Annotated in this window: 25 protein-coding genes; 8 read left to right on the top strand and 17 right to left on the bottom strand. The window is 62.1% G+C overall.

Features of this window, described 5'->3' with window-relative positions:
* Positions 1-150 precede the first annotated feature (150 nt).
* The 8 genes from AC3I0A_RS14490 to AC3I0A_RS14455 are packed head-to-tail and all read left to right on the top strand — an operon-like array spanning position 151 to position 8265.
* Positions 151-390 (top strand): hypothetical protein, encoded by a 240-nt coding sequence (locus tag AC3I0A_RS14490; protein WP_489372566.1) that lies wholly within the window; start codon positions 151-153, stop codon positions 388-390.
* Positions 380-1828 (top strand): Fe-S cluster assembly protein SufB, encoded by a 1449-nt coding sequence (gene sufB, locus AC3I0A_RS14485; protein ID WP_489372565.1) that lies wholly within the window; start codon positions 380-382, stop codon positions 1826-1828. Before AC3I0A_RS14490 ends, sufB begins: the two co-directional genes overlap by 11 nt.
* 15 nt (positions 1829-1843) lie before the next feature.
* On the top strand, positions 1844-2608 hold the full coding sequence (sufC, locus tag AC3I0A_RS14480) for a Fe-S cluster assembly ATPase SufC (RefSeq protein WP_489372564.1): 765 nt from the start codon (positions 1844-1846) through the stop codon (positions 2606-2608).
* A complete protein-coding gene (gene sufD, locus AC3I0A_RS14475) occupies positions 2605-3930 on the top strand; it encodes a Fe-S cluster assembly protein SufD (protein WP_489372562.1) in 1326 nt (441 codons plus the stop codon). The genes sufC and sufD overlap by 4 nt, the downstream gene beginning before the upstream one ends.
* A complete protein-coding gene (locus AC3I0A_RS14470) occupies positions 3923-5197 on the top strand; it encodes a SufS family cysteine desulfurase (RefSeq protein ID WP_489372561.1) in 1275 nt (424 codons plus the stop codon). Before sufD ends, AC3I0A_RS14470 begins: the two co-directional genes overlap by 8 nt.
* A complete protein-coding gene (gene sufU, locus AC3I0A_RS14465; protein WP_489372559.1) occupies positions 5194-5652 on the top strand; it encodes a Fe-S cluster assembly sulfur transfer protein SufU in 459 nt (152 codons plus the stop codon). Before AC3I0A_RS14470 ends, sufU begins: the two co-directional genes overlap by 4 nt.
* Before the next feature lie 6 nt (positions 5653-5658).
* Positions 5659-6255, top strand: coding sequence for a putative Fe-S cluster assembly protein SufT (gene sufT, locus AC3I0A_RS14460; protein ID WP_489372557.1), 597 nt, complete (start codon positions 5659-5661; stop codon positions 6253-6255).
* A 21-nt stretch (positions 6256-6276) separates the two neighbouring features.
* Complete coding sequence (locus AC3I0A_RS14455) at positions 6277-8265, top strand: thioredoxin domain-containing protein (RefSeq protein ID WP_489372556.1); 1989 nt, start codon at positions 6277-6279, stop codon at positions 8263-8265.
* 14 nt (positions 8266-8279) lie between these two features.
* On the opposite strand, the gene AC3I0A_RS14450 is transcribed toward AC3I0A_RS14455, so the two are convergent.
* From AC3I0A_RS14450 to AC3I0A_RS14370, 17 genes are all read right to left on the bottom strand, one after another.
* The gene (locus AC3I0A_RS14450) at positions 8280-9509 is read right to left on the bottom strand and encodes a hypothetical protein (protein ID WP_489372554.1); all 1230 of its coding nucleotides are present in this window, start codon (positions 9507-9509) and stop codon (positions 8280-8282) included.
* Between the two features lie 389 nt (positions 9510-9898).
* Entirely contained in the window at positions 9899-10858 is a 960-nt protein-coding gene (locus AC3I0A_RS14445) for a PDR/VanB family oxidoreductase (protein WP_489372553.1), read from the bottom strand.
* 29 nt (positions 10859-10887) lie between these two features.
* Positions 10888-11922: a Rieske 2Fe-2S domain-containing protein gene (locus AC3I0A_RS14440; protein WP_489372551.1), complete on the bottom strand. Its 1035-nt coding sequence runs from the start codon at positions 11920-11922 to the stop codon at positions 10888-10890.
* 21 nt (positions 11923-11943) lie between these two features.
* A complete protein-coding gene (locus AC3I0A_RS14435; RefSeq protein WP_140681286.1) occupies positions 11944-12171 on the bottom strand; it encodes a recombinase-like helix-turn-helix domain-containing protein in 228 nt (75 codons plus the stop codon).
* A gap of 102 nt (positions 12172-12273) precedes the next feature.
* Complete coding sequence (locus tag AC3I0A_RS14430) at positions 12274-13416, bottom strand: FAD-dependent monooxygenase (RefSeq protein ID WP_489372549.1); 1143 nt, start codon at positions 13414-13416, stop codon at positions 12274-12276.
* 13 nt (positions 13417-13429) lie between these two features.
* Positions 13430-14395 carry a VOC family protein gene (locus tag AC3I0A_RS14425; RefSeq protein WP_489372547.1) on the bottom strand — a complete coding sequence of 322 codons (966 nt, stop codon included), beginning with the start codon at positions 14393-14395 and terminating at the stop codon, positions 13430-13432.
* Positions 14392-15888 (bottom strand): aldehyde dehydrogenase, encoded by a 1497-nt coding sequence (locus AC3I0A_RS14420; RefSeq protein ID WP_489372545.1) that lies wholly within the window; start codon positions 15886-15888, stop codon positions 14392-14394. Before AC3I0A_RS14420 ends, AC3I0A_RS14425 begins: the two co-directional genes overlap by 4 nt.
* A 10-nt stretch (positions 15889-15898) precedes the next feature.
* A complete protein-coding gene (locus tag AC3I0A_RS14415; protein WP_489372544.1) occupies positions 15899-16702 on the bottom strand; it encodes an aspartate dehydrogenase in 804 nt (267 codons plus the stop codon).
* Positions 16703-16712: 10 nt separating this feature from the next.
* Entirely contained in the window at positions 16713-18395 is a 1683-nt protein-coding gene (locus tag AC3I0A_RS14410; RefSeq protein ID WP_489372542.1) for a thiamine pyrophosphate-binding protein, read from the bottom strand.
* The gene (locus AC3I0A_RS14405) at positions 18388-19185 is read right to left on the bottom strand and encodes an SDR family oxidoreductase (protein ID WP_489372541.1); all 798 of its coding nucleotides are present in this window, start codon (positions 19183-19185) and stop codon (positions 18388-18390) included. The genes AC3I0A_RS14410 and AC3I0A_RS14405 overlap by 8 nt, the downstream gene beginning before the upstream one ends.
* A 1-nt stretch (position 19186) precedes the next feature.
* Positions 19187-20023 carry an IclR family transcriptional regulator gene (locus tag AC3I0A_RS14400; protein WP_489372539.1) on the bottom strand — a complete coding sequence of 279 codons (837 nt, stop codon included), beginning with the start codon at positions 20021-20023 and terminating at the stop codon, positions 19187-19189.
* A complete protein-coding gene (locus AC3I0A_RS14395) occupies positions 20020-20904 on the bottom strand; it encodes an alpha/beta fold hydrolase (protein WP_489372538.1) in 885 nt (294 codons plus the stop codon). The genes AC3I0A_RS14400 and AC3I0A_RS14395 overlap by 4 nt, the downstream gene beginning before the upstream one ends.
* A gap of 4 nt (positions 20905-20908) precedes the next feature.
* Positions 20909-21472: a cupin domain-containing protein gene (locus AC3I0A_RS14390; protein ID WP_489372536.1), complete on the bottom strand. Its 564-nt coding sequence runs from the start codon at positions 21470-21472 to the stop codon at positions 20909-20911.
* 13 nt (positions 21473-21485) lie between these two features.
* Entirely contained in the window at positions 21486-22253 is a 768-nt protein-coding gene (locus tag AC3I0A_RS14385) for an SDR family oxidoreductase (RefSeq protein WP_489372534.1), read from the bottom strand.
* Positions 22250-23026, bottom strand: coding sequence for an ABC transporter permease (locus AC3I0A_RS14380; protein ID WP_489372533.1), 777 nt, complete (start codon positions 23024-23026; stop codon positions 22250-22252). The genes AC3I0A_RS14385 and AC3I0A_RS14380 overlap by 4 nt, the downstream gene beginning before the upstream one ends.
* 28 nt (positions 23027-23054) lie before the next feature.
* Positions 23055-24056 carry an ABC transporter substrate-binding protein gene (locus AC3I0A_RS14375; RefSeq protein WP_489372531.1) on the bottom strand — a complete coding sequence of 334 codons (1002 nt, stop codon included), beginning with the start codon at positions 24054-24056 and terminating at the stop codon, positions 23055-23057.
* A 39-nt stretch (positions 24057-24095) separates the two neighbouring features.
* The gene (locus tag AC3I0A_RS14370; RefSeq protein ID WP_489378504.1) at positions 24096-24932 is read right to left on the bottom strand and encodes an ABC transporter ATP-binding protein; all 837 of its coding nucleotides are present in this window, start codon (positions 24930-24932) and stop codon (positions 24096-24098) included.
* Positions 24933-24995 lie beyond the last annotated feature (63 nt).

The following is a 24995-nucleotide window of genomic DNA, read 5'->3' as shown; positions in this document are numbered from 1 at the left end:
TGATCGTCCGACCATGGATTTCTGTTAACTGACTGGAATCGCCGGCAAGCCGGGCGCCTACAGGTTTTGTGCTTGCCAAACAATCGGAAGGAGTATAGTTAAAATGATTGAATCGTCCGACGAGCAACCGCTCGGGACGAGGAGTGGACGATGTCAGCCACCACCAAGACCATTCGGCGCAACCCTCTGCCCGAGGTCATCGATACCTCGCGCAGCGTGCAGCGCGCGCCGTTCAGCCAGCACTTCAGCAGTGCAGGTCACGACTGCGGCTACCGGCCCGACCTGGTCAGATCCCTTATCGAATACCTCGAGCAGATCGCCCGGCGCCTGTGGCTCAGCCCGCGCCGCGCCGATCGCTCGCAAGCGCCAGGAGCCCGCGATGAGCACTGACAATGCCAAGATCCGCGAATTCAGCAGCCGGGCGTACAAGTACGGCTTCGTCTCCGATTTCGAGAGCGACGCCGCACCGCGCGGGCTCAACGAAGATGTCATCCGCCTGATCTCGACGAAGAAGAACGAGCCGCAGTGGCTGCTCGACTGGCGCCTGAAGGCGTACCGCCACTGGTTGACGATGCGCGAGCCGACCTGGCAGAACGTCCACTACGAGCCCATTGACTACCAGGACATCATCTATTACTCGGCGCCCAAGCCGAAAACGCCGGGGCCCAACAGCCTCGACGAGGTCGATCCCGAGCTGCGCGAGATGTTTGGCAAACTCGGCATCTCGCTCGCCGAGCAGGAACGCCTGACCGGGGTCGCGGTGGACGCCGTGGTCGATTCGGTCTCGGTGGCGACCACCTTCAAGCACAAACTCGCCGAGGTCGGGGTGATCTTCTGCTCCTTCTCCGAAGCCGTGCAGAACCATCCAGAGCTGGTGCGCAAGTACCTGGGTTCGGTCGTCCCCTATAGCGACAACTTCTTCGCCACACTGAACTCGGCGGTGTTTTCCGACGGTTCCTTCTGCTACGTGCCCAAGGGCGTGCGTTGTCCAATGGAACTGTCGACCTACTTCCGCATCAACGCCGCGGATACCGGCCAGTTCGAGCGCACGCTGATCGTCGCCGAGGAGGGCGCTTACGTCAGCTACCTCGAGGGCTGTACCGCGCCGATGCGCGACAATAACCAGCTGCACGCGGCGGTGGTCGAGCTGGTCGCGCTGGATAACGCCCGGATCAAGTACGCCACGGTGCAGAACTGGTACCCGGGCGATGCACAAGGGCGCGGTGGCATCTTCAACTTCGTCACCAAGCGCGGCAAGTGCGCAGGCGCGCACTCGAAGATCTCCTGGACTCAGGTCGAGACCGGCTCCGCCATCACCTGGAAGTATCCGGGGGTGATTCTCCAGGGCGACTATTCAGTCGGCGAGTTCTATTCGGTGGCCCTGACGGCCAACCACCAGCAGGCGGATACCGGCACCAAGATGATCCATATCGGCCGGCACACCCGCAGCACCATCCTTTCCAAAGGGATCAGCGCCGGCCATGGGCAGAACACCTACCGCGGCCTGGTGAAGATCCAGAAGGGAGCGACCGGCGCGCGCAACCATACCCAGTGCGACTCCCTCCTTCTCGGCAGCCAGTGTGGCGCCCACACCTTCCCGTATGTCGAGGTGAAGAACCCGAGCGCCCAGGTCGAACACGAAGCCTCCACCTCGAAGATCAGCGATGAGCAGCTCTTCTACTGCCGGCAGCGCGGCATCAGCGCGGAGGACGCGGTGCCGATGATCGTCAACGGTTTCTGCCGCGAGGTGTTCAAGGAACTGCCGATGGAGTTCGCGGTGGAAGCCCAGAAGCTGCTGGGCGTGAGCCTGGAGGGCTGCGTGGGCTGAGGCCCGGGGTGGAGCATGCTCGAGATCAATGATCTGCACGCCAGCGTTGAAGGCCGCGAAATTCTGCGGGGTATCACGCTGCGGGTTGAGGCCGGCGAGGTGCACGCGATCATGGGGCCGAACGGCTCCGGCAAAAGTACCCTGGCCCAGGTGTTGGCGGGCCATGAAAGCTACGAAGTCAGCGGCGAGGTGCTCTACGAGGGCCGGGATTTGCTCGCCATGTCGGCGGAAGAGCGCGCGGTCGCCGGCATCTTCCTCGCGTTCCAGTACCCGGTCGAGATCCCCGGCGTCGGCAACCTCTACTTCCTGCGCACGGCCCTCAATGCCGTGCGCAGGCAGCGCGGGCTCGAGGAACTCGACGCGCTGGACTTCCTCGCACTCGCCAAGGAGCGCATGGCGCTGGTCGAGATGGACCAGAGCTTCATGAACCGCTCCGTCAACGTGGACTTCTCCGGTGGCGAGAAGAAGCGCAACGAGATCTTCCAGATGGCGATTCTGGAACCCAGACTGGCGATTCTCGACGAGACCGACTCGGGCCTCGACATCGACGCGTTGCGAGTGGTCGCGGCCGGCGTCAACGCGTTGCGGCGCGAGGATCGCGCGCTGCTGGTCATCACCCACTACCAGCGACTGCTCGACTATATAGTCCCGGATCATGTCCACGTCATCGCCAACGGCCGGATCGTGCAGTCTGGTGGCAAGGAGCTGGCCGTCGAGCTCGAGAAGCACGGTTATGGGAGCTTCGAGCAGGCTCCGTCAGCGCCCGGAGCCACGCCATGAATACGCAGGCCCGCGTAGCGTCTCTCGCGCAGTTGGAGCCCCGGGCCAACGACCGGCAGCCCGCCTGGCTTCAGGAACTGCGCAGCGCAGCGTTCCAGTGGGTGACCGAACACGGTTTTCCCACGGCAAAAGACGAGGCCTGGAAGTACACACGGCTCGCGCCGATCCTGGAGACCTCTTTCCAGCCGGCCAAGCCAGGCACGAGCAGGGGCCTGTCCGATGCCAGCATCGAGCAGCTTGTCGGCAACAACTATGGCGGCCCGCGGCTGGTCTTCATCAATGGCTATTTCGCTGCCGAGTTTTCGGTGCTTGAGGAGCTCCCCCCAGATACCCAGGTGACCCATTTCGCGACGCTGCTGCGGGCCGACAGCGGGGCGCTCGAAGCGCCGTTCTCCCATGCATTCCGCACGCAGCCGCAGGCCTTTACCGCGCTCAATGCGGCCCTCGCCGAGGACGGAGCCCTGGTGCGGATACCCGCCCATACGACGGTCGAAGAGCCGATCCATCTGGTGTTCGTCTCGGCCCCGGGTGCCACGCCGCTGGTGACCCATCCGCGCGCCTTGGTGCTGATGGGCGAGGGGAGCCGCGCAACCCTGGTGGAAAGCCACGTCGGCAGCGGGGCAGAGGTCTACCTCAGCAATGCCGTCAGCGAGGTGGTACTCGACGCGGATGCGGCGCTCGAGCATTACCGGGTGCAGAACGAGAGCACAGCGGCGTTCCATGTCGCGCTGCTCAATGTGCGCCAGGCCCGGGGCAGCCGCTTTGCCGCGCACTCCTTTGCACTGGGCGCGGCGCTGGCACGGCAGGAGGTGCGGATCATGCTCGAAGGCCCCGGCGCGGAGGTTGCCCTGAATGGTCTGTACCTGCCCCGGGGCACGCAGCATCTGGATAACCAGACGACCATCGAGCACCTGGCGCCGCGCTGCACCAGCCGCGAGCTTTATAAGGGCGTGATCGATGATCGCGGGCATGGGGTTTTCGACGGGCGGATCATTGTGCGCCCGGGGGCGATGAAGACGGATGCCAGCCAGACCAACAAGAATCTTTTGCTGTCGCAGTTGGCCCAGGCCAACACCCAGCCACGGCTGGAGATATTCGCCGATGACGTCAAGTGCGCCCACGGCGCCGCTGTCGGCCAACTGGATGAGCAGGCGGTTTTCTACCTGCGTTCGCGGGGGATTCCCCTGGCGGCGGCGCGATCCCTGCTGATCTATGGGTTTGTCCGTGAGATGCTCGAGCTCATTCACCTGGAGCCGCTGCGGGCCGATGTGGAGCGACTGGTCGCCGCGCAACTGCGGGGCCTGGAGTTGGCGTATGAGTGACCTCGAAAGCAGCCTTCAGGCACTGCCGAAACAGCTCGACCTTGCGCCAGGCTACGACGTCGAGCGGGTGCGCCGGATGTTTCCGATCCTCGCGCAGCAGATTTATGGCAAGCCGCTGATTTACCTGGACAGCGCCGCGACCAGCCAGAAGCCGCTGGCGGTCATAGAGGCGATGTCGCGTTTCTTCTTGCAGGAGAACGCCAACGTGCACCGTGGCGTGCACTACCTCTCGGTGCGCGCTACCGAGGAGTACGAAAAGGCTCGGGCCAAGGTCCAGGGCTTCCTCAATGCCGAACACGTCGAGGAGATCGTCTTCGTCCGCGGCACCACCGAAGCGGTCAATCTGGTGGCGCAAACCTATGGCAAGACTCAGGTCCGCGCGGGCGACGAGGTGCTGATCAGCGCCATGGAGCACCACTCGAACATCGTGCCCTGGCAGATGCTCTGCGAGCAGACCGGCGCCCGGTTGCGGGTGGCCCCCATCGACGATGCCGGGGAACTGCGGCTCGATGAACTGGAACGGCTGATCGGACCGAGAACCCGGCTGGTGGCCGTCACCCATGTCTCAAATGTACTCGGCACCATCAACCCGATCCGCCGCATTGTCGAACTGGCCCACGCCCGGGGTGTACGCGTGCTGGTGGACGGCGCGCAGGCGGCGCCCCATCTCAAGGTCGACGTGCGCGCGCTGGGCTGCGACTTCTACGCCCTGTCGGGTCACAAAATGTACGGTCCCACCGGCATCGGTGTGCTCTACGGCCGCCGCGAGCTGCTCGAGAGCATGCCGCCCTATCAGGGCGGTGGCGACATGATCCTCTCGGTCACTTTCGAGAAGACCGTCTACAACAAACCACCGTACAAATTCGAAGCGGGGACGCCGAACATGGCCGGCGCCATAGGCCTCGGCGCGGCGGTCGACTTCCTGGGCCTGCTGGGGCCTGAGGCTATCGCCGCCCACGAGCAGACCGTGCAGGCCTACGCGCTGAAGGCACTGGCGGCGGTGCCCGGCCTCAGGCTGATCGGCACTGCGGCGCAGAAAGTCGGCGTGCTCTCGTTCGTCCTCGACGGCATCCATCCCCACGATATCGGCACCATCCTCGACCGCGAGGGGATCGCGATTCGCACCGGGCACCACTGCGCACAACCCTTGATGAACCGCTTCGGCCTGGCCGCCACCGCCCGCGCCTCGCTTGGCTGCTACAGCAACGAACGAGATATCGATGCGCTGGTGGCAGGTCTGGCCAAGGTCCAGGAGGTGTTCCGATGAGCGGCGACGAACTGCGCGACCTCTACCAGGACGTGATCATCGACCACGGCAAGCGGCCACGCAATTTCCGCACGCTTGCGGACGCTAGCTGTACGGCGGAGGGCTTCAATCCGCTGTGCGGCGATCAGCTGAGGATTTATATCAAGCTCGCAGACGGGGTGATCGAGGATATCGCCTTCCAGGGCACCGGCTGCGCCATCTCCCAGGCCTCGGCATCCTTGATGACCCTGGCGGTCAAGGGCAAGACGCCGCAGGAGGCGCAGGCACTCTTTGTCCGTGTGCATACGCTGCTCACCGAAGGGCCGAACGCCCGGGTCACGGCCGCGGAACTCGGCAAACTCGCGGTGCTTTCCGGGGTATGGGAGTTTCCGGTGCGGGTCAAGTGCGCCACCTTGGCCTGGCACACGTTGCGCAGCGCCCTCGAAGGGGGCAGCTCACAGGTCACCACGGAGTAATAAACCATGGCCGCCGATTCATTCATTCCCCACATTAACCTCAGCGACAACCCGAACCAGCCGGGGCGTCCCCAGCCGATCGAGCTCACGCGGGACTGTGCGGCGACCCTGATTCCGAGCGGGGAGCGGCTGCAGCTGGGACGCGGCGAGCGGGTGCTGGTCACCCAAGCGCTCGGTGGCAGCTTCACGGTTCAGATCACCCAAGGCCGACTGGCGCGGATCGCTGCCGATGACGCCGACGCCCTGGGGCTGGATGTCCCCCAGAGCGAGCAGCCCCAGACCAGCAGCTCCTTCGACATCCAGCAGGTGCTCGACATACTGCGCACCGTCTACGACCCGGAGATTCCGGTCAACGTGGTCGATCTTGGGTTGATCTACCAATGCGCAGCCCGGCCGCTCGCCGACGGTGGCCAGCGCGTCGAGATCAAGATGTCCATGACCGCGCCCGGTTGCGGGATGGGCGACGTGCTGAAGGAAGAGGCGCGCGCCAGGGTCCAGTGCATTCCCGGGGTCAGCCAGGTCGAGGTCGAGATCGTCTGGGAACCGCCTTGGGATCAAAGCCGTATGTCCGATGCGGCCCGCCTGCAGTTGGGTCTGCTGTGAGAAGTCCATGAGGAGTCAGCCATGAGCAATCGACTCGCCAAAGAAACATCGCCTTATCTGCGCCAGCACGCAGAGAACCCCGTCGATTGGTATCCCTGGGGTGAGGAGGCATTCCAGCGCGCCCGCGACGAGGACAAGCCCGTCCACCTGTCGCTGGGTTATGCCGCCTGCCACTGGTGTCACGTGATGGCCCACGAGTCGTTCGAGAACCCGGAAATCGCGCGGCTGATGAACGAGCGCTTCATCAACATCAAGGTCGACCGCCAGGAGCGGCCTGACCTCGACGACATCTATCAGAAAATCGTGCAGATGATGGGGCAGGGTGGCGGTTGGCCGTTGACGGTGTTTCTCACCCCGCAGCGCGAGGCGTTCTTCGGCGGCACCTATTTTCCACCACAGGAGAGCTATGGCAGGGCTGGATTCCCCCAACTCCTGCGCGGTCTGAGCGACGCCTGGCAGAACAACCGCGCGGCGCTTGAGCAGAACGTCGAACAGTTCCTCCAGGGTTACCGCGCCATGGACACGCAAATGCTGCAGGGCGACACGCCGCTGGAGCAAGACCAGCCGGCCGCCGCTGCCCGGCTGTTTGCCAGGAACACCGACCCGGTGCACGGTGGCCTGGGCAACGCACCGAAGTTCCCCAACGTGGCCTGCCATGATCTGGTCCTGTGTCTCTATCAACGTCTGCACGAGCCAGACTTGCTGCGCTCCGTGGAATTGACCCTCGATCAGATGGCCGCCGGTGGGCTCTACGATCACCTGGGCGGTGGTTTCGCTCGCTATTGCGTGGATGAACACTGGGCCGTGCCGCATTTCGAAAAAATGCTCTACGACAACGGCCAGCTGGTGAAGCTCTATGCCGACGCCTGGCGTGCGACCGGCAAGCCTGGCTGGCGGCGGGTGTTCGAGGAAACGATCGACTACATCCTGCGTGACATGACACACCCTGAAGGTGGTTTCTACGCCAGCGAGGACGCTGACAGCGAGGGTGAAGAAGGCAAATTCTATGTGTGGACGCCCTCGCAGGTGCAGGCCGTCCTCGGCGCCCCGGACGCCGCGCTGGCCTGTCGGGCCTACGGCGTGACCGCCACCGGCAACTTCGAGCATGGCACCACCGTGCTGCATCGCGCAGCCACACTGGACGCCACGCAGGAAGTGCAACTGGCCGGCCTGCGCGACAAGTTGTTGCTGGCGCGTGCCCAACGCGTTCGTCCGGGGCGCGACGAGAACATCCTCACCAGCTGGAACGCACTAATGATCCAGGGCCTTTGCGCCGCCTACCAGGCGACCGGAACCACAGCCCATCTGGACGCCGCGAGGCGCGCCGCCGACTTCATTCTGGACCGCCTCTCGACTCCCGACGGTGGCCTGTACCGGGCCTGGCGGGAGGACACGGCCAAGGTTCCAGGCTTCCTCGAGGACTATGCCTTCCTCGCCAACGCCTTGCTCGATCTCTATGAGTGCGACTTCGATCAGCGTTATCTCGAACGCGCCACGCGGCTGGTCGAGCTGATCCTCGAGAAGTTCTGGGAGGACGGACTCTACTTCACCCCCAGCGATGGCGAGCCGCTGGTGCACAGGCCACGGGCGCCGCAGGACAATGCCTGGCCATCGGGCACCTCGACCAGCGTGTTCGCTTTCCTGCGACTCTTTGAGCTGACCGGCCGCGAGCTTTACCGCGAGCGCGCCGAGCAGGTGTTAGCGATGTACCGCGCCGCAGCCGCCCAGAATCCCTTCGGTTTCGCTCATCTCCTGGCGGCGCAAGACTTCGTACAGCGTGGCCCGATCAGCATCGTCGTCGCTGGCGAACGCTCTGCCGCCAGCGTGTTAGTGGCGAGCCTGCAGCGCCGCTACCTGCCGGCCCGCGTCCTGGCGTTTGCCGAAGATGTGCCGATCGGCGCAGACCGGCATATGCTCAAAGGGCAAACGACTGCCTATGTGTGCCGAAATCGCACCTGCGAACCCCCGGTGACCAGCGCCGCGGAGCTCGTAGCGCGTTGCCTGAAGTGAGTGAAGGGCGAGTCTCAGAAGTAATACCCGATATTGACATTGGTCCGGTAGTACCAATCATTGCTGCCGACCGAACTGGTGCTGGTGAAGCCACTGCCATTTTCCGCGCCGCCGTAAGGGTTGGCGTTTTTCGCCCAGGTCAGGTCGACCCAGGCGATGATCGGCATGGCCAGGAACTGCGCGCCGACGGTGTACATCTGCGAATCGTCCCAACCACTCTTGTCTTTCATCATGCGACTGTAGTCGTTGTACAGTTTGATCTTTTTCAACTGCCCCAGTTTTGGCGTGAGGATGTCGTAGCCGACGTTAAATGAAGCAATGGTGGCTTCTGAGGCAATCAGATACGCCGGAGTCAGACCGTTGCCGCCCATCAGCACCGAGTCTTCGCTGACACCTGCAGGGTTTTTCGGGTCGTACTCATAGCGGATACCCTGGGTGGTGACGGTCCACGGACCGGCATTGATGATGGCGTGGATACCACCGGCCCAGTAATCGCCATCGTCTTTAGTGGTGGCGTTGTACAGCTGGGCGGCGGCCACCGATGCGCCGACTTCGGTTTTCCAGCCATCATTGGTAAAGGTCCGCGCGACCCGGGCATTGATCTGGTTGCGCTTCTCGTTGTCCTGGCGCGACTGGGTAAAGGCAATCGCATTGTCCTTGAGGTCCGCGTAGCGCCCGACTTCCGGCGAGTAGCGAATGTCGGAAGGCAACATGCGCGGGAAGTACGCCAGTTGCACATCCCAGTCCTGATCCTTGTAGCTGTACTTCAAACCGGAGCCGGCGCTGACGCCATAACCCATAAAGAACGGGAGGTGATAACTCCAGCCGAATTGCGGGTACGGTTCCAGGCCGAACGGCTTGAACGGTGCACCCAGTTGCAGGTTTGAATTGCTGTTCAGGCGGTAACCGACGAAGCCGCGATCGATGGAGCGTTTGCCGTCATCCTGGAACCAGTAGCCGACATCGCTGAAGAGGTTCTTGTAGGTCGCCTTTACGTCGATGCGGAAGGTGTCGAAGAGAAAACGCCCGTTGTTTTCGGTGGTGTCCCAATGCTCGTCGCGGTAGTTAGTCCGCAAGGCACCACCGATGTCGAGGCTGCTTTCGCCATCATCACTGCGCCAGGCGATATGCGGAAACGGTTTTTTACCGGTACTCGATGGCACTGGTGTGGCGGGACCGGGTTCGCTGGCGAAACTCACGCAACTGCTCATCATCAGTCCCAGACATATAACGTAATGCTTCATGTTGACTCCGCTGCTCAATTGAACGCTACAAAGTGACCGGCAACACTTTTCCGTTCGCCTTTAAAGTGGCGATTGGCGGATGACTTCGAGTGTTGCTTTGATTAAGTGCGTTTCTGTTTTTATTGTTTCATGGGTAATACGGCGTATGACATATGAACTCATGTTTATCTGAGCAGAAACCATGCCAACTGTTGAATGTCTGCCGGATGAGCAATAAATCCAATAAAAACAATTGTTTATATAGGAAACATAGTTATTTGTGTTGCCCATGAAACAGGGGCTTCAGGGGGTAACTAAACTGCACGTTAACTGTGCGTCTTTATGTCACGTCCATAAAAAAGGCCGACATAAATGTCGGCCTGTTTAACCCGGGAAACACAACGTCAGTGTTATAGGTCAAGTACCAACCGCCGGCTCTTGCACCCCGACACACACACCATCATGGACTTATTGGCCGCACGCTCGGCCTTGGTCAGCACGCCGTCGCGGTGGTCGATATCACCTTCCAGCACCCGTGTTTCACACGAGCCGCAGACCCCCTCGCGACAGCTGTACTCGATGTCGCAGCCAGCCTCGAGCAACACGTCGAGCAAACTCAGGCCCGGCTCTATCGACAGCGTCTTGCCGGATTTTTTCAGCTCGACGCTGTAACTGCTCTGAGCGTCTTCGGACGGCGGCAGTTCGGCAGCCGCAAAACGCTCGATATGTGCATGGGGGTAACCGAGGCCTTCGCAGGTGCTTTCGAAGGCATCGAGCATCGGCGTCGGACCGCAGCAATAGAAGTGCGTATCGCTCGGCTGATCGGCCAGATAGGCGCTCAGGTCCGGTGGCATGCCCTTTTCGTCGTTGAAGTGGTAAAGGACTTTGGCACTCAAACCGCTGAGTTCTTCCACCAGCGCGGCTTCCTGTCGCGAACGGGCGCAGTAGATCAGCTCGGCGGATTTTCCCAGCGCCAGCAGTTGGCGGAACATGCAGTAGATCGGCGTGATACCGATACCGCCGGCCACCAGCACGCTGTGTTTGGCACTCAGGTCGAGCTGGAAATTATTGCGCGGTGACGAGATCGGCAGTTGCATGCCGACCCGCAATTGTCCGTGCACATATTCCGAGCCGCCGCGGCTGTTGCGATCACGCAAAATGCCGATCACATAACGGCCTTGATCGCTCGGCGAGTTGAGCAGTGAGTAACTGCGCACCAGTCCGTTGGGCAAGTGCAGGTCAATGTGTGAGCCGGCGTCGAACGGAGCGAACACCGTGTCGCCAAACGGCCGCAACTCGACGCTGATGATGCCTTCGGCTTCATAGCGCAGAGTATGCACGCGCGCGGTAAGGGGGGAGGAATGGGACATCAATCACCTCTTTTCGACAGTACGCAAATTCATGGCAACAGCTTCGCGTCGATCAGCTCCAGTTGGGCCTTGGCAGCGTTCTTCAGGTAGCGGCGCAGACGCACCACACCCAGGTCATGCTGGTAGAGGTTTTCCCGCTGGTTGGCGTCCGGCTCCATGAATTCGAGCAGCACCCGGTCCTGTTCCAGCACGGCCCAGTGCCGTGCTTCCAGGCGATTTTTGTAGAGGAAACGCCAGGTGTCGCGCTGCCAGCCGGTCAGCGGACGGCAGCGCCAGTGGAAGACCGCCGACAAGGAGCGGCTGCTCGGTGTGTAGCTGCCGATGATGGTGAAGTTGCCACCCGGGCCGCCGGTTTTCGGATACGGGATTTCCAGACGCAGCCAGTGGCAGCCGTTATCCATAAACTCGGTCCAGTCGAAATTCACCCCGCGCTGGCCTTCTTTCTCGAAGAAGAAACCATTGTCGGTGTCGCGGGTGACGAACTTGGCGGTAGCTTCGCCTTCGCTCATGGAGTGCGACATCTTGTGCAGGTAGGTGCCGTGCATCGGGTCCATGACGTTGTCGATCACATAGCGATAATCGCCTTTCCACTCGGTGTAGCAGACGAAGCTGCTCCATTCGGGGGAGGTCAGTTGCTCTGGCAGGACCAGTTCCGGCGGGGTGTCCACGTGCGGTTCGGCGGCGTTGTAGAGGAAGATTGCGCCGGCGGCTTCACGGGTATGGAACATCCGTGTCGGGCGGCTGCCTTCGAGCTTGCAACCAGGACTGCCGGGCACTTTGGTGACGGTGCCGTCGCAGCGTACTTCCACGCCGTGGTAAGGGCATTGCAGCCGGTCACCCAGCACCGGGCCCTGAGACAACGGCGCTCCGCGATGGGGGCAATGATCTTCCAGGGCATGGACGCTGCCGTCATTGTCGCGCCACAGGGCGATCTTGTAGCCCAGTCGGCGGATCGAAACCGGTTTTTCGCCCAGCTGATCGGAGGGCAGGACCGGGAACCAAAGGTTCTTCAAACCATTGGCCAAGAGGTTTTCAGCAGGATCGACGGTTGTATTCATGTTCATTTCTTATTTACCTCCGGCGGGTCATTCGCCCAGCCGAGCCATCAGGGTTTTATAGGCGTCCGGTGTCCACTCTCCGGTGGTCAGCGGGCAGGGCGGCCCGGCCAGGTTCAGGTGCGCGAGCAGGTCGGGCAGCTCGGTCACCCCATTGCCAAAGGCGCGTTCGATCGAGTCGCCGAGCAACTCTTCGAACTGGGTATTGGGCCGTTTGCGGGCCTGATGTGGCTCCAGGTAGGGTTCGGTATTGCTCATCTCATTGACCTCCGTTACGTACCCGTTCGCGGATCATTTCGCGCACGGGTATAAAAGTCGGGAAACATTAGGGGCTGAATGTCTTCCAGGTTCCTGGATTGTTCAGGCCGCGTTCGGTGTCGGCACGGTCCAGGCGTCGTAGCCATAAACCCAGTCGGCGTTGCCGCCGTCCTTGAGCCATTGGTTGCCGCGCGAGCCGATCTGGATCTGGCTGGTGCGTTGCAACCGTGCCTGCTGGTAAGCGAGCAGGGCATCGGCGATCTGCGAGGTGCTGGTCAGGTCTTGCAGGTGACGAGCCAGCACCACCGCGTCCTCGATAGCCTGGCCGGCGCCCTGAGCCATGAACGGCATCATCGGATGGCAGGCATCGCCCAGCAGGGTCATCGAACCCTTGGACCAGAACGGCAGCGGATCGCGTTCATACAGGGCGGTCTTGAGCACCTTGCTACAGGCATCGAGCAGCGCACGGGCATCCGGGTGGAAATCCTGATAGTGGCTGCGCAACTCGTCGGCATTGCCGGCGCTGGTCCAGGACTCTTCATGCCAGCTGTCCTGGGCGGTGGTGGCGAAGATGAAAATGTCCCGACCCTGATTCAGCGGGAAGGTCACGATCTGGCTTTCCGGGGTCGGTCCCCACCATTTGGTGAACGCCTGAATGTTCGGCACATGGGCCACACTTTCCGCCGGCACGACGGCGCGGTAGGCAACCACACCGGTAAAGCGTGGTTGCTCATCACCGAACAGCGCATTGCGCACCACCGAATGGATGCCATCAGCGCCGATCAGCAGATCGGTGATGTGACGGCTACCATCCTTGAAGCGCAACTCGATACCGTCGACGGTTTGCAAGATTTGCTCGGCGCATTTGCCAAATTGCACCTGTTCTGAGGGAAAGACGTCCGCCAGCGCGGCAAGCAGGTCGGCGCGGTGAATGGTCAGTTGCGGTGCACCGTATTTCTGTTCGGCGGCATCGGACATTTCCAGGCGCGAGGTTTCCTCGCCGCTGTCCCACAGACGGCTGATCCGATACGTTGGACGCGCCGCCGGGATGCGCACGGCGGCGCCAACCCCCAGACCGTCCAGAGCACGTACGGCATTAGGTGTCAGGTTGATATCGGCACCGACCCGCAAAAAGGCTTTGGACTGTTCGAATACGGTGACGTTATGGCCCGCGCGGAGCAGGGCAATGGCGGCGGTCAGGCCGCCGATACCGGCACCGGCAATAGCGATATTCAGCGAAGACATGGGCTACTCCTGCTCAGGATTTCGGCTTGTCGGTAAGGAACTTGCCTTGCGGCGCCTCGACATGTTGCTGGCGTCGGGTATTGCCATCGATGCCACCGGCAATCGCCCACTCAGCGAACATCGTCGGGCCAGGCTCGAAGGCGCGCGGCTCCCATTCACCGGTCAGTTGGTCTTCGTCGGCGTAATACTCGACCAGCGCGCCGGCCGGGTTTTTGAAGTACCAGAAGAACGCCGAAGACACCGGGTGCCGACCCGGACCGATTTCCGTTGCCCAGCCGCAGCGGGAAATGTGCATACCGCCGCCGAACACTTCGTGCACATCGCGCACGGTGAAGGCGACGTGGTTCAGGCCGGCCCGTGGTGCAGGCAGTTGCAGCATGAACAGATCGTGATGGCCACCTTCTTCAGCGGTGCGCAGGAAGGCCCCGCGATCCGGATAACGATCGGAGGCCTGGAAGCCGAATCGCTCGTGATAGAAGGCTTCGCAGGCGTTCACGTCCTTGACGAAAAACACCACATGGCCAACTTCGATCGGCGTGGCGCGATCGTAGATCGGTGCCGCCTTGTTGATCCGGCCTTTGGTCTGCCAGGTGTTGTGGCCGCTGCATTCGATTTGCAGCTCGCGCTTTCGGGTCACTTGCAAGCGGATCGCCAGGCCATTGGGGTCGGTGCAACCGATGCGTCCGCCGGCGCAGATGAAGCCCGGATCCTGAGCGATGCGTTCGCTGTAGAGCGCAAGATCTGCCGCGTTTTCAACGCCCCAGACTACTTCGCGCACCGTCGAGCCGGTCTCGATGGCCGGCGGCAGGCCAGCCTTGTTGAGGTCGGCGAGCACCACGCGGCAGCCGTTGAGGGTTTCGAAGATCACTTCGTCGGCCTGCTCGCTGACTTTCGTCAGGCCCCAATCGCTGAAAAAGCGCGCGCTGGTGTCGAGGTCCTCGACGCCGTAGGTGACTTCATCAATGCCTAAAACGCTCATAACCCAACCTCTCGTTGCACACCGGCCCAGGCCAGTGGCTGTTCATTCATGCCCCAGTAAAGGCTTTTCTGTTCCATGTACTGCAGGATGCCCAGGCGACCCTTTTCACGGCCCAGACCGCTGTCGCGCCAGCCGCCGAACGGCGTGGAAATCGAGAACTGCTTGTAGGTGTTGATCCACACCGTTCCGGCCTGGATTTTTCGACCCAGAGCCCAGGCGCGTTTGTAGTCGCGAGTCCAGATTCCGGCGGCGAGGGCATACAGGCTGTCGTTGGCCTGCTCGAGCAATTGCGCTTCGTCATCGAAGGGCATGGCCACCAGTACCGGTCCGAAGATCTCTTCCTGGCAGACCTGTTGGCTGTTGTTCAGGCCTTCGAGGATGGTCGGCGGATAGTAATAACCCCGGTCGTACAGTGCGCCGCTCAACCGTTGGCCGCCGAGGCGCAAGCGTCCACCTTCGGCCAGCCCCAGCGCGACGTAGCGCTCCACCGACTCGCGGTGGCCGGCGCTGATCAGCGGACCCATTTGCGTACGTTCATCGGCTGGATCACCGACGCGCAGCTCGGCCGCCGTTGCCACCAGACGCGTCATGAACGGCTCGTACAACGCGCGGGCGACGAACAACCGCGAACCGGCGATGCAGGCCTCGCCCGATGAGCTGAAGATGCCGTACAGCACCCCGGCCACGGCGTGATCGAGATCCGCATCATCGAGGACGATGGTCGGTGATTTGCCGCCCAGTTCCAGCGACACCGGCATCATCTTGTCGGCAGCGATGTGGGCAATGTGTTTGCCGGTTTTGGTGCCACCGGTGAACGACACGCGCTTGACCAACGGGTGACGAGTCAGCGCATCACCGAGCAGCGAGCCTTTGCCGGGCAGCACACTGAGCAGACCTTTCGGCAACCCGGCGTCTTCGCAAATGCGCGCCAGTTGCAAGGCCATCAACGGCGTGATTTCCGCCGGCTTGATCACCACCGCATTGCCGGCGGCCAGTGCCGGAGCGACCTTCTGCGCTTCGCTGGCAATCGGTGAGTTCCACGGGGTGATCGCGGCGATCACACCCATTGGCTCGTAAACGCTCATGCTGACGAAATCACCGCGCGATGGCGTGATGGTTTCTTCGAGGGTTTCACAGGCGGCGGCGAAAAACTGGAAGGTCCCGGCCGCGCTGGCCACCAAGGCACGGGTTTCGTTGATCGGTTTGCCATTGTCCTGACGCTGCAACTGCGCCAGCTCTTCGCTGCGCTGACGGATCAGCTCGGCAATGCGATACAGCACGCTGGCCCGCTCGTGGGGTTTGCGCTGCGCCCAGCCGCTGTGTAGAAACGCTTGATGAGCGCCTTGCACGGCGTCTTCAACGTCTTCCACGCTGGCGGCGTTGAGCCAGGCAACGGCTTCGCCGGTAGCCGGGTAGCAGGTGGCATAGCGCTCGCCGCGACCCAGTCGCCAGTCGCCGGCAATGCAGATCGGTAAAGTCTGTTCGAGAGTCATCGACTGTCCCCTAGATGGAAATCGCGTGGGCGTGGTTGCCCAAGGCACGGACCACGCTGTAGACGGTCAGCGCCGAGGTCTTCGGGTTGGCCAGCAGCGGTTTGCCACGCAGGCTCAATTCGAATCCGCCAAAGGCACCGCGAGCTTCGAAGTGGTGGACGTTTTCCTCGCTCAGCGGATCGGCGATCAGCGTCACGTGGGTGCGATCCAGGCCGAGCCCGGCCAACGACAAGGTCGCGGCGACGTTGGCGTTTTTCGGATAGAGCCGCGCGGCTTCGCGGGCGCTGCCCTGAAAAATCACGGTGGCTTCGGTAATGCTGTCCAGATCGCAGACCTGCTCACCGGGGGTGTTTTTCCAGGCGCTCGCCGGTTTGCGGCCGGTGTAGTTAACCGAGTCCAACCCACCGACCTTGGCCGCGGACAAAGCATCGATACCGCCGATGGCGCCTGGCAGCAGCTCGATGCGGGTCTGACCACGCTCGGCCGCTGCTTCCAGGCGTTCGACCAGGCCGACTTCGGACAGCGCGCCGACCGAGACAATCAGGCAGGCGATGCCGCGTTCCAGCGCTGGCAGCACATGTTCTTCGATGGCGCGGTGGCCGGCGCACTCGACCAGCAGGTCAGGGCGGGCGTCGGCTGGCAACGCGGTCAGCACCTGCGGAGGTTGTTTGAAACAAGCCAGCCGCTGGCGCACCAGTTCTTCAGATCCGGCCGAGGCGATGACGTAATCAACACACAGCTGCGAGTCCTTCTCCAGCAGTTCGAGCACGCCGACGCCAATGGCGCCGCAGCCGATCATGGTGATATGCAACATGACAAAGTCCTCAAGCCGTGGCTTTCTGCGCTTTGGTTTCGCTGTTGGGCGGACCGGCGAACTGGGTGGCGAAGCTGCCGACGCTGAGCATGTCGACTTCCAGCAGGAACGGCCCGGGTTGACCCAGTGCGCTGTCAACGACGCTGCCGAAATCCTTCAAATCGGTCACCAGGCCGTGGCGCAGGTTCAGGGACTCAGCCAGCTTGGAATAGTCCGGGGTGTGCAGGTCGACGTAACAGTGACGGCTGCCGTAGACCGCGTCCTGAATGTTGCGGATCACGCCGTAGCGCTGATCGTTCATCAGCAGAATCACCACGTTGGCCTTCTCTTGTACCAGCGTCGCCAGCTCGCCGAGGTTGAGAATGAAACCGCCGTCACCGGCAAGGGCGAAGACCTTGCGCTCCGGCGCGGTTTCAGCGGCGGCCACGGCGGCACCGATGCCCATCGACAGCCCCTGACCAATGCCGCCACCCAACGCATGTACGCCTGCGCGCGGATGAAACAGTGTCAGGAGGCGGTTGCCCCAGATGCTGTTGGACAGTGTCACGTCGCGCACCCAGGAAAAATTGCGCCCGGTGATGGCTTGCAGCTGTTCAACCATGGCCGAGTACGGGCCGAGATCGGCGATCAGCTGGTTTCGGGATTTTTCGCGGACGTCCTTGAGCTCGGCGAGGAAAGTCGGATCGATCTGCAGGCGACCTTCGAGACGGTCAGCCAGGCCTTCGAGGGCCAGCGCCGAGTCGCCACAGATGAACAGTTCGCTGTTATAGCTGCGACCTTCGATGGCCGGGTTTGCGTCGATACGCAGGGTATTGCGTGGCAGTTTCAGCGCGTACTTGAAGGTCTCGTTGCTGCGCAAGCGCGAACCGGCGATCAGCAGGGCGTCGCAGCTTTGCAGGAACTGCTCGACCAGTTTGTTTTGCGAGAAGGCGCCGAGGCAGCGCTCGTCATCTTCGTTGACCACGCCGCGGCCCTGAGTCGAGGTGATCACGCCGACGCCCATGTCCAGCAGGCGTTTGACTTGCTTTCCTGCATGCCGCGCGCCGCCACCGAGCCACAACAGTGGACGCTTGGCAGTGGCCAGGCGCTCAGCCACCAGGTCAAGCGCTTCGGGTGCGGGTACGGCAACCGGAATCGGCAGTGGTGACAGGTCGGTTGGCATTGGAATAAAGGTCGACTGGATGTCGATCGGGATTTCCACGCTGACCGGGCCGGTCGGTGCGGTCAACGCGGTTTGTACTGCCAGTTTCATGGTGCTGATGGCGGTTTCGACGCTGCGCACGCGGAACGCGGCCTTCGATACGGCCTTGAGCATATTCAGTTGGTCGCGCGCTTCATGGATGTAGGCGAATTCCTGATCAAGATACGGCGTTTCGATCTGCCCGGTGATGTGCAGCAGCGGTGTGCCGGCGGTCAGCGCTTCGACCATGGCGCCGGCGGCGTTGCCGGCCGCGGTGCCGGTGGATGTCAGGCAGACGCCAAGGCCGCCGGTGGTGCGAGCATAGGCGTCGGCCATGTTGGTGGCGCCAGCTTCACCCCGAGCCATGACGAAACGGATATTTCCGCGCACAGCGAAGGCATCGAGGATCGGCATGTTATGGATCGAGATCACGCCGAACGCGGCCTTGACTTCGCACTGCTCGAGAAAGGCGGTGATGGCAGCGCCAACGGTGACAGTGTTTTCGTTACGCATGGCGGGACAAACCTCCAGAAACATCGATATGGCTGCCTGTGGTGTAAGCCGACAGAGGCGATGCCAGAAACAGGATCGCGCGGGCCGCTTCAATCGGCAGGCCCAGGCGCCCCAAGGGAATGTGTTTTTGTTGAGCAAGCTGGGCGGTCCATTGGCTCCAGTCCAGATCCCGCTCTTCACGGGCCTCGAAACGTCGGCGCCATTGCCCGGACTCGACCAGGCCAATGAGGATGCCGTTGACCCGGATACCCTGACCGGCAAATTCGGTGGCCATCGAACGCACCAGGTTCATGACCCCGGCGCGAGCGGCCGAGGTGGCGACCATGTGCGGTTCCGGCTGGCTGGCCAGCAGCGAATTGACGCAGACAATGGCCGCGTCCGATTGACTTTCGAGCTGTGCCTTGAAGGCGTGGACCGGGTTGATCACCGAGAAAAATTTCAAGTGCAACTCTTCGGTCCAGGCGCTATCAGTGGTGTCGGCGAAGGTCGATACCCGACCTTGCCCGGCGTTGTTGATCAGCACGCTGGCCGGTCCCAACGCGGCCAGGCTGGCGGCGGCAAAGGTCTTGACCGCGTCCGCGTCGAGCACGTTGCAGACCTGGGCCAGCAGCCGCGCTTCAGGAAAGCGTTGACGCAAGTCGGCTTCGACGCGGTGCAAGCGACCTTCGTCGCGACCGCAGAAGGCCACGGCTGCGCCGGCTTCGAGTAACAACCCGACGCAGGCCAGGCCAATGCCCGAAGAACCTCCGGTGACAATCGCGGTACTGCCTTGCAGTTGATAGAGACTCATCTCAATCCCTCATCAATGCAGTCACGCGGTTCTGGCCATCGTTGGCAGCACCGCTGTTGTAGTTGAGCAACCGCGACAGCTCATCGGCGCTGCGGCGCACTTGCAGGAGCAATTCGTTGAAGTTGACGTGACCGATCTGTGCGGTCGGGATGGTCACGCCCAGAGCGGCGACGATCCTGCTCGTCTCGTCGCGCACCGGGGCGGCGACGGTCGAGATCGCCGACTCGAAGAACCCTTCGCTGCTGACGAAACCGCGCTGACGGTCGGCTTGAACCATGTCAAACAGTTCCATCACGGTTTTCGGCGTGCAGGGAGAGTGCTGTTCCAGGTGATCTTCCGGGTACAGCTCGCGCAACTCGGCCAGTGACAGGTCCTCGAGCAGAATTCGCCCAAGTACGGTGGCGTGGGCAGGCAGGCGAGTACCGACGTTGACCGCGCTGGAGAACACCGACGGCGGCGAGACTTTGGCCACATAGACGATCGAGCGGCCATCGCGCACCACCAGATTGCTCGGGTAGTTGAGGCGGTCACACAAACGGGCCAGCAACGGTTGGCCGAGTTCGGTCAACTCCAGCGAAGCCAGGTACTCGAAGCCCAGACGCAGCACCGACATGCCGAGGCGGTATTCATTGCCGCTGCGGGTGACGAAGCCCATGGTTTCCAGGGTCGTCAGCAGGCGAAAGATCGTCGAGCGCGGCAGCGCCAGACGCCGGGCCAGTTCCGGCGCGGTCAGCGTGCGGTTGCGCCGGCTGAACTCGCAGAGCAGCAGCAGGCCGCGCTCCAGACCCGGCACGATGTATTTGTCCTGAGCGTCCTTTAGCAGATCTGAATCGTTCATAGCGATGCACCTGTCAGGGATTCTTTGATGGCAAAGGCCAGACGGCCCGCCACTACATAGGGTTGTTCGATAGGGCTGGCATGCCCGGCATCGGCAATCAGGTTGAAACTGGCTCCCAATGCCTTGGCCAGGGTCAGGCAGCTTTCGGGGGCGGTGATGCCGTCGGCTTCGCCGCAATGCACTTCGCAAGGCATCGACAGCGGTGCATGCCGCAGCAGGTCATCGCCGCACAGCAGTTCAATGGCCTGGCGATAGCCATCGGGGTTGAGGCGGGCCATGTTCCACTGCACCCAGGCCTGTGCCTTCGGGCTGGCAGTGGGCGAAAGCATGTAGGCACTGCGTTGCTCGGCCATGCCTTGAATGCCCAGTTGTTCCAGGGCACGCAGGCGTTTGCTGCGCACTTCCTGACGCTGCAAGGCGCGTGATGGATGGCCGTAGCCTTGGGCAGGGCTGATCAATACCAGCCGGCTGATCCGCAGTTGCTGCACGCCGCTGGCGAACGCTGTGGCGGTGATCGCCCCGAGGGAATGACCCACCAGCACACAGCGCTGGATGTCCAGTGCATCGAGCATCTGCAGCAGTCGTTCGGCGTAGTCCGAAGCGTCGGGGGCTAACGATCTCAGCGGCGTGGAGTCACCGTAGCCGGGAGCGTCCCAGGCAATCACCCGGGCGCTCTGGCCAAGCTCCTGCGCCACCTCTAACCACGACGCCGAGCCCGAGCCGATCCCGTGCAACAACACAATGGCCGGGCCGGTTCCGCATTCGCGCAAGGCCTGGCGGCCGCCTGCGATCTCCAGCGTGCGCTGGGGAAAGTGCAGGGCCAGCCGTGCCTGGAGGTCCGCCATGAGCTGCGGTGCGAGATTATCGATGGCGTGCAACATGGGCTTATCCGCGCTTGATCGAGGCCAGAGGGTGTTCTGGCGGGTAGGTCGGGGTCAGCGGTTTCTTCGCGCCGAGCATCACGCACATCAGCGCGTCTTCATCGCCGATGTTGATCTCTTCGCGGTACACGCCGGGCGGCACGGAAATCACGTCGCGGTCGGTGAGGATGGTTTCGAAACGCTCGCCATCCTTCTCGATCACCACTTTGAGCTTGCCGCGCAGCACGAAGAACACTTCTTCGACGTCGGTGTGCAGGTGCGGCGGGCCCTCGTGACCGGCCGGAATCACCATGGTGGAGAAGGTGAAATTCTCCGACGGGATGGTGTTCATATCGTTGCTCACCCCGGTGCCGCCGGTGCCGATGTAGCGCATTTGCGCACGGCGGAATTTCGGGTCGTAGTCGGCCTGGAACTTCAGCGCGTTCCAGTCGTACTTGCGCGTGTCGTAGCGGGCGATGCGGGTTTCCATCCAGCTTTCGAGATCGCTGCCGGCCGGTTGTTCCCAGCTTTTCGGGGTGTCCTGCTCTGAAGATGAGTGTGCAGATGAGTGTGCGGATAGATCGGTCATGGCAGTCTCCAAATCAAGGCATGACGAACCCGCCGTTGACCGGCAAGGTTTGTCCAGTGATGAAACGGGCGAGGTCGGACAGCGCGAACAGCACGGCGCCGCTGACGTCTTCGGGGAGTTGTGGGCGTTGAATGGCCCGTTGGTCGTTGTACAAACGGTGACGTGCTTCGGGCACGTAGGCAGTGGCTTCGACCAGCACCAGGCCAGGCGCGATGGCGTTGACCGTAATGTTGTCGGTCCCCAGTTCGCGGGCCAGGCTGCGGGTCATGGCGATGATTGCGCCCTTGCTCGCGACATAGGCCAGCAGGTTCGGCGCACCCCACAGTGGAGTGTCGGAAGCCAGGTTGACGATGGCGCCCTGGCCGCTGGCCCGCAGGGCTGGCAGACAACCTCTGGTCATCAACCAGGTGCCGCGCACGTTGACCTGCATGACCTGATCCCAGGTGTCGAGGCTCAGCTCTTCGCAGGTCTTGCCGCCGGAATTGGTGATCGAGGCATTGTTCACCAGACCGTCGAGCCCACCGAGCAGCCGGGTGGTTTCGGCAATGCAGGCGTCGATCGAGTCGGGTTGCGCAAGATCGACGGCCACGCCATAGACGTTCAGGCCTTCGGCGACCAGTTCAGCGGCCGATTGCTGGACGCGTTCGGCGAGAATGTCGGCGATCACCACGTGGGCACCGGCCCGGCCGATGGCCTGGGCAAAGGCATAGCCCAGGCCGCGGGCGCCACCGGTGACCAGTACCCGACGGCCTTCGAGCAAACGATTGAGGGCGGTCATCATTGGGTACTCAGCATGGCTTTAGGCATGTAATGCAGGACGCGTTTCTCGGTCCAGACCACAGCGCCGTAGGCGAGCACCCCGATCAACGTGAGCATGACGATGGCAACGAACACGCCAGCGGTATTGCCCTGACCTTCGGCATCGACCAGCAGGAAACCCAGGCCCTGGTTGCCGCCCACCAGTTCTCCGACAGTGACGCCGATCACTGCCAGGGTCGAGGCTATGCGCAGACCGGAGAACAGCGCGGCCATGGCCGAGGGGAATTCCACCAGGCGGAAGATCTGCCAGCGGCTGGCGTTCATGGTCCGCACCAGGTTGATCATGTCCGGATCAACGGTGCGGATCGCCGACAGCACGTTGATCATTACCGGGAAGAACACGATCAGAATGGCGATCAGGATCTTCGGATAGATGGTGTAGCCCAGCCACATCACGAACAGCGGGGCGAAGGCGACTTTCGGGGCGATTTGCAGGGCCAGAATGTAGGGTGACAGCATGGCCTCGGCGGAAGGCGAAAGCCCGAGCGACACACCGATCGCCACGCCGAGCAGGGCGCCCAGACCGAAGCCGACAATGATCTCGAACGCGGTAATCAGGGTATGTTGCAGCAGGCCGCCGGTTTGCCACATCACTACGCTTTCCTGGGCCACGCGGCTCAGCTGCGGCAGGACGAATTCGGGCATGCCAAGCAGTCCAGGGCCCCATTGCCAGAGCACCAGGAACAGAATCAGCAGTGCGACGCTGCCGAGCATGGAGTTATTCAAGCTTTTCATCGTGTCGGTACCTTGTTGTCACTGGCCGTTATTGAGCGGCTGTTTGGGTGTCGATGAACTGGTTGGTGTACAGGTCGTCGAGCTTCGGCTCCTGAGTGACGATGCCTTCGCTGACATAGAACTGCCGGACCTTGTCCAGACGCGCCGGATCGATGCGGCCCAGTACGCTCTGGTTGGCGTAGACGTGTTCGACGTAGAGCTTGAAGATTTTCTCCAGCGAATCTTCCTTGCCGGCATACGCCGGAACGGCCTTGGCGAAGGTCACAGCGGCGGCACGCGGGTCCTGGATGATGTCGCGCATGCCTTGCAGCGTGGCCTGGACCACCCCGCGAACCACCTGCGGATGGTTTTTGATGGCATTGTCGGAGGCGACGATCGCCTGGGCCATGCTCTCGAAAATCTCTGTTTGCGGGATCAGCTTGATCTTCACGCCGGCTTCTTCGGCGTTGACCACCCAGTCCGGCACGCCGGCCATGGCCTGGGCCTTGCCGGCCGAGAACAACTGCCAGACGCCCGAGGGCCCGGCTGCCTGAATGTTCACATCGGTTTTGCTCAGACCGGCTTTGCGCAGAGAGGCGAGCAAGGCGTAGTAGGTGGTGTCCGAGTAGGACATCACGGTCATCGTCTTGCCCTTGAGGTCGGTGATCGAGTTGATGTTTTCAGCAGCATTGGTGGCGATCATGGTCACCCCGCCAGCGCCCAGCACTGCCACGGCGCGCACCGGAATACCGTTGGCACGCACCACAATCGGGGTATCGCCAAGAGCGCCACCGAGCATGGCGTTACCGGCACCGATCTGTTTCGCCACGTCCACACCGCCCTTGGCTGCGATGAAATTCATGTTCAGGTTCTGGGCGGCGTAGTAACCCTTCTGCTGGGCGATAATCCATGGGGCGAACGCCGGCAAGTTCGGCGGCGCCGGCAACAAATAAGTGACATCGGTCGGCTGCGCCTGGGCGGCGAATGACAGCCCCAGACCGAGCGCGATGCCGGTGGCCTGGCTGAAGCGTTGAAACAGAGAATTGAACATGCGTACTCCTGAATCAGTTGATGGTCGCGAGAGCGTTGATCAATGCAGTTCGGTGTCTTCACTGACTTGCAGCAGCTCCATCAAGCGACCTACCAGCGGGCCGATTTCCGGCAGCTTGCGGCGCTCCAGGGGGTTGTCGCGAAACGGCAGATCGATGCTGATTTCTTCGATGATGGTGCCGGGGCGGGCGCTCATGACCAGCAACCGATCGGACATGGCGATGGCTTCGATCAGGTCATGGGTAATGAACAAGGCGGTTTTCTTTTCATCGAACAGCATCCGCGCCATGTCCTGCTGCAGGATCATCTTGGTTTGCGCATCGAGGGCCGAGAACGGCTCGTCGAGGAACAGCACCTGCGGGTCGATGGCCAAGGTGCGTGCCAGGGCCGCGCGCTGGCGCATGCCACCGGACAGCTGGAACGGGTAGTGGTCGGCAAAACCTTGCAGGTGGCAACGGTCGAGCAGATCCTTGGCCACAGCCTGACGCGTGGCAGCAGGCACACCTTGAATCTCCAGGCCCAGCTCGACGTTGCGACGAATGCTGCGCCATGGCATCAACAAGTCTTTCTGCAGCATGAACGCGACCTGACGGACCGGGCCGGTGACCGCTTCACCGCCGACGAAGACTTCGCCTTCGGTAGGCCGATAAAGGCCGGAACCCATATTGAGAATGGTGCTCTTGCCGCAACCGGAAGGACCGATGATCGACACCACTTCACCGCGGCGAATTTTGAAGTTCACCTCGCGAATGGCAAATGGCGATTCGGACTTTCCTTTGGCCGGGAAACTTTTGCCGACATTGCGGAATTCAATTTCGGTCGGCTCCAGGTCTTCCTTGGGAGCGGTGTTTTTCCATTGAGGGGCGACGGCGTACATCTCGTTCACAGCCATGGGGAAAGGTCTCTGGTCTGTTTTATAGGTGATACGGCGTTTAGTGCA

It is taken from the genome of Pseudomonas sp. KH_024_B2 (genome assembly GCF_057839965.1).
Note: the sequence above shows the minus strand (reverse complement) of the source record. Positions and strands in the feature narration are given on the sequence as shown.

Coding starts and splice junctions, on each gene's coding strand:
- AC3I0A_RS14490 (WP_489372566.1), top strand. CDS start 151: ATGTCAGCCACCACCAAGACCATTCGGCGCAACCCTCTGCCCGAGGTC.
- sufB (WP_489372565.1), top strand. CDS start 380: ATGAGCACTGACAATGCCAAGATCCGCGAATTCAGCAGCCGGGCGTAC.
- sufC (WP_489372564.1), top strand. CDS start 1,844: ATGCTCGAGATCAATGATCTGCACGCCAGCGTTGAAGGCCGCGAAATT.
- sufD (WP_489372562.1), top strand. CDS start 2,605: ATGAATACGCAGGCCCGCGTAGCGTCTCTCGCGCAGTTGGAGCCCCGG.
- AC3I0A_RS14470 (WP_489372561.1), top strand. CDS start 3,923: ATGAGTGACCTCGAAAGCAGCCTTCAGGCACTGCCGAAACAGCTCGAC.
- sufU (WP_489372559.1), top strand. CDS start 5,194: ATGAGCGGCGACGAACTGCGCGACCTCTACCAGGACGTGATCATCGAC.
- sufT (WP_489372557.1), top strand. CDS start 5,659: ATGGCCGCCGATTCATTCATTCCCCACATTAACCTCAGCGACAACCCG.
- AC3I0A_RS14455 (WP_489372556.1), top strand. CDS start 6,277: ATGAGCAATCGACTCGCCAAAGAAACATCGCCTTATCTGCGCCAGCAC.
- AC3I0A_RS14450 (WP_489372554.1), bottom strand. CDS start 9,509: ATGAAGCATTACGTTATATGTCTGGGACTGATGATGAGCAGTTGCGTG.
- AC3I0A_RS14445 (WP_489372553.1), bottom strand. CDS start 10,858: ATGTCCCATTCCTCCCCCCTTACCGCGCGCGTGCATACTCTGCGCTAT.
- AC3I0A_RS14440 (WP_489372551.1), bottom strand. CDS start 11,922: ATGAACATGAATACAACCGTCGATCCTGCTGAAAACCTCTTGGCCAAT.
- AC3I0A_RS14435 (WP_140681286.1), bottom strand. CDS start 12,171: ATGAGCAATACCGAACCCTACCTGGAGCCACATCAGGCCCGCAAACGG.
- AC3I0A_RS14430 (WP_489372549.1), bottom strand. CDS start 13,416: ATGTCTTCGCTGAATATCGCTATTGCCGGTGCCGGTATCGGCGGCCTG.
- AC3I0A_RS14425 (WP_489372547.1), bottom strand. CDS start 14,395: ATGAGCGTTTTAGGCATTGATGAAGTCACCTACGGCGTCGAGGACCTC.
- AC3I0A_RS14420 (WP_489372545.1), bottom strand. CDS start 15,888: ATGACTCTCGAACAGACTTTACCGATCTGCATTGCCGGCGACTGGCGA.
- AC3I0A_RS14415 (WP_489372544.1), bottom strand. CDS start 16,702: ATGTTGCATATCACCATGATCGGCTGCGGCGCCATTGGCGTCGGCGTG.
- AC3I0A_RS14410 (WP_489372542.1), bottom strand. CDS start 18,395: ATGCGTAACGAAAACACTGTCACCGTTGGCGCTGCCATCACCGCCTTT.
- AC3I0A_RS14405 (WP_489372541.1), bottom strand. CDS start 19,185: ATGAGTCTCTATCAACTGCAAGGCAGTACCGCGATTGTCACCGGAGGT.
- AC3I0A_RS14400 (WP_489372539.1), bottom strand. CDS start 20,023: ATGAACGATTCAGATCTGCTAAAGGACGCTCAGGACAAATACATCGTG.
- AC3I0A_RS14395 (WP_489372538.1), bottom strand. CDS start 20,904: ATGTTGCACGCCATCGATAATCTCGCACCGCAGCTCATGGCGGACCTC.
- AC3I0A_RS14390 (WP_489372536.1), bottom strand. CDS start 21,472: ATGACCGATCTATCCGCACACTCATCTGCACACTCATCTTCAGAGCAG.
- AC3I0A_RS14385 (WP_489372534.1), bottom strand. CDS start 22,253: ATGATGACCGCCCTCAATCGTTTGCTCGAAGGCCGTCGGGTACTGGTC.
- AC3I0A_RS14380 (WP_489372533.1), bottom strand. CDS start 23,026: ATGAAAAGCTTGAATAACTCCATGCTCGGCAGCGTCGCACTGCTGATT.
- AC3I0A_RS14375 (WP_489372531.1), bottom strand. CDS start 24,056: ATGTTCAATTCTCTGTTTCAACGCTTCAGCCAGGCCACCGGCATCGCG.
- AC3I0A_RS14370 (WP_489378504.1), bottom strand. CDS start 24,932: ATGTACGCCGTCGCCCCTCAATGGAAAAACACCGCTCCCAAGGAAGAC.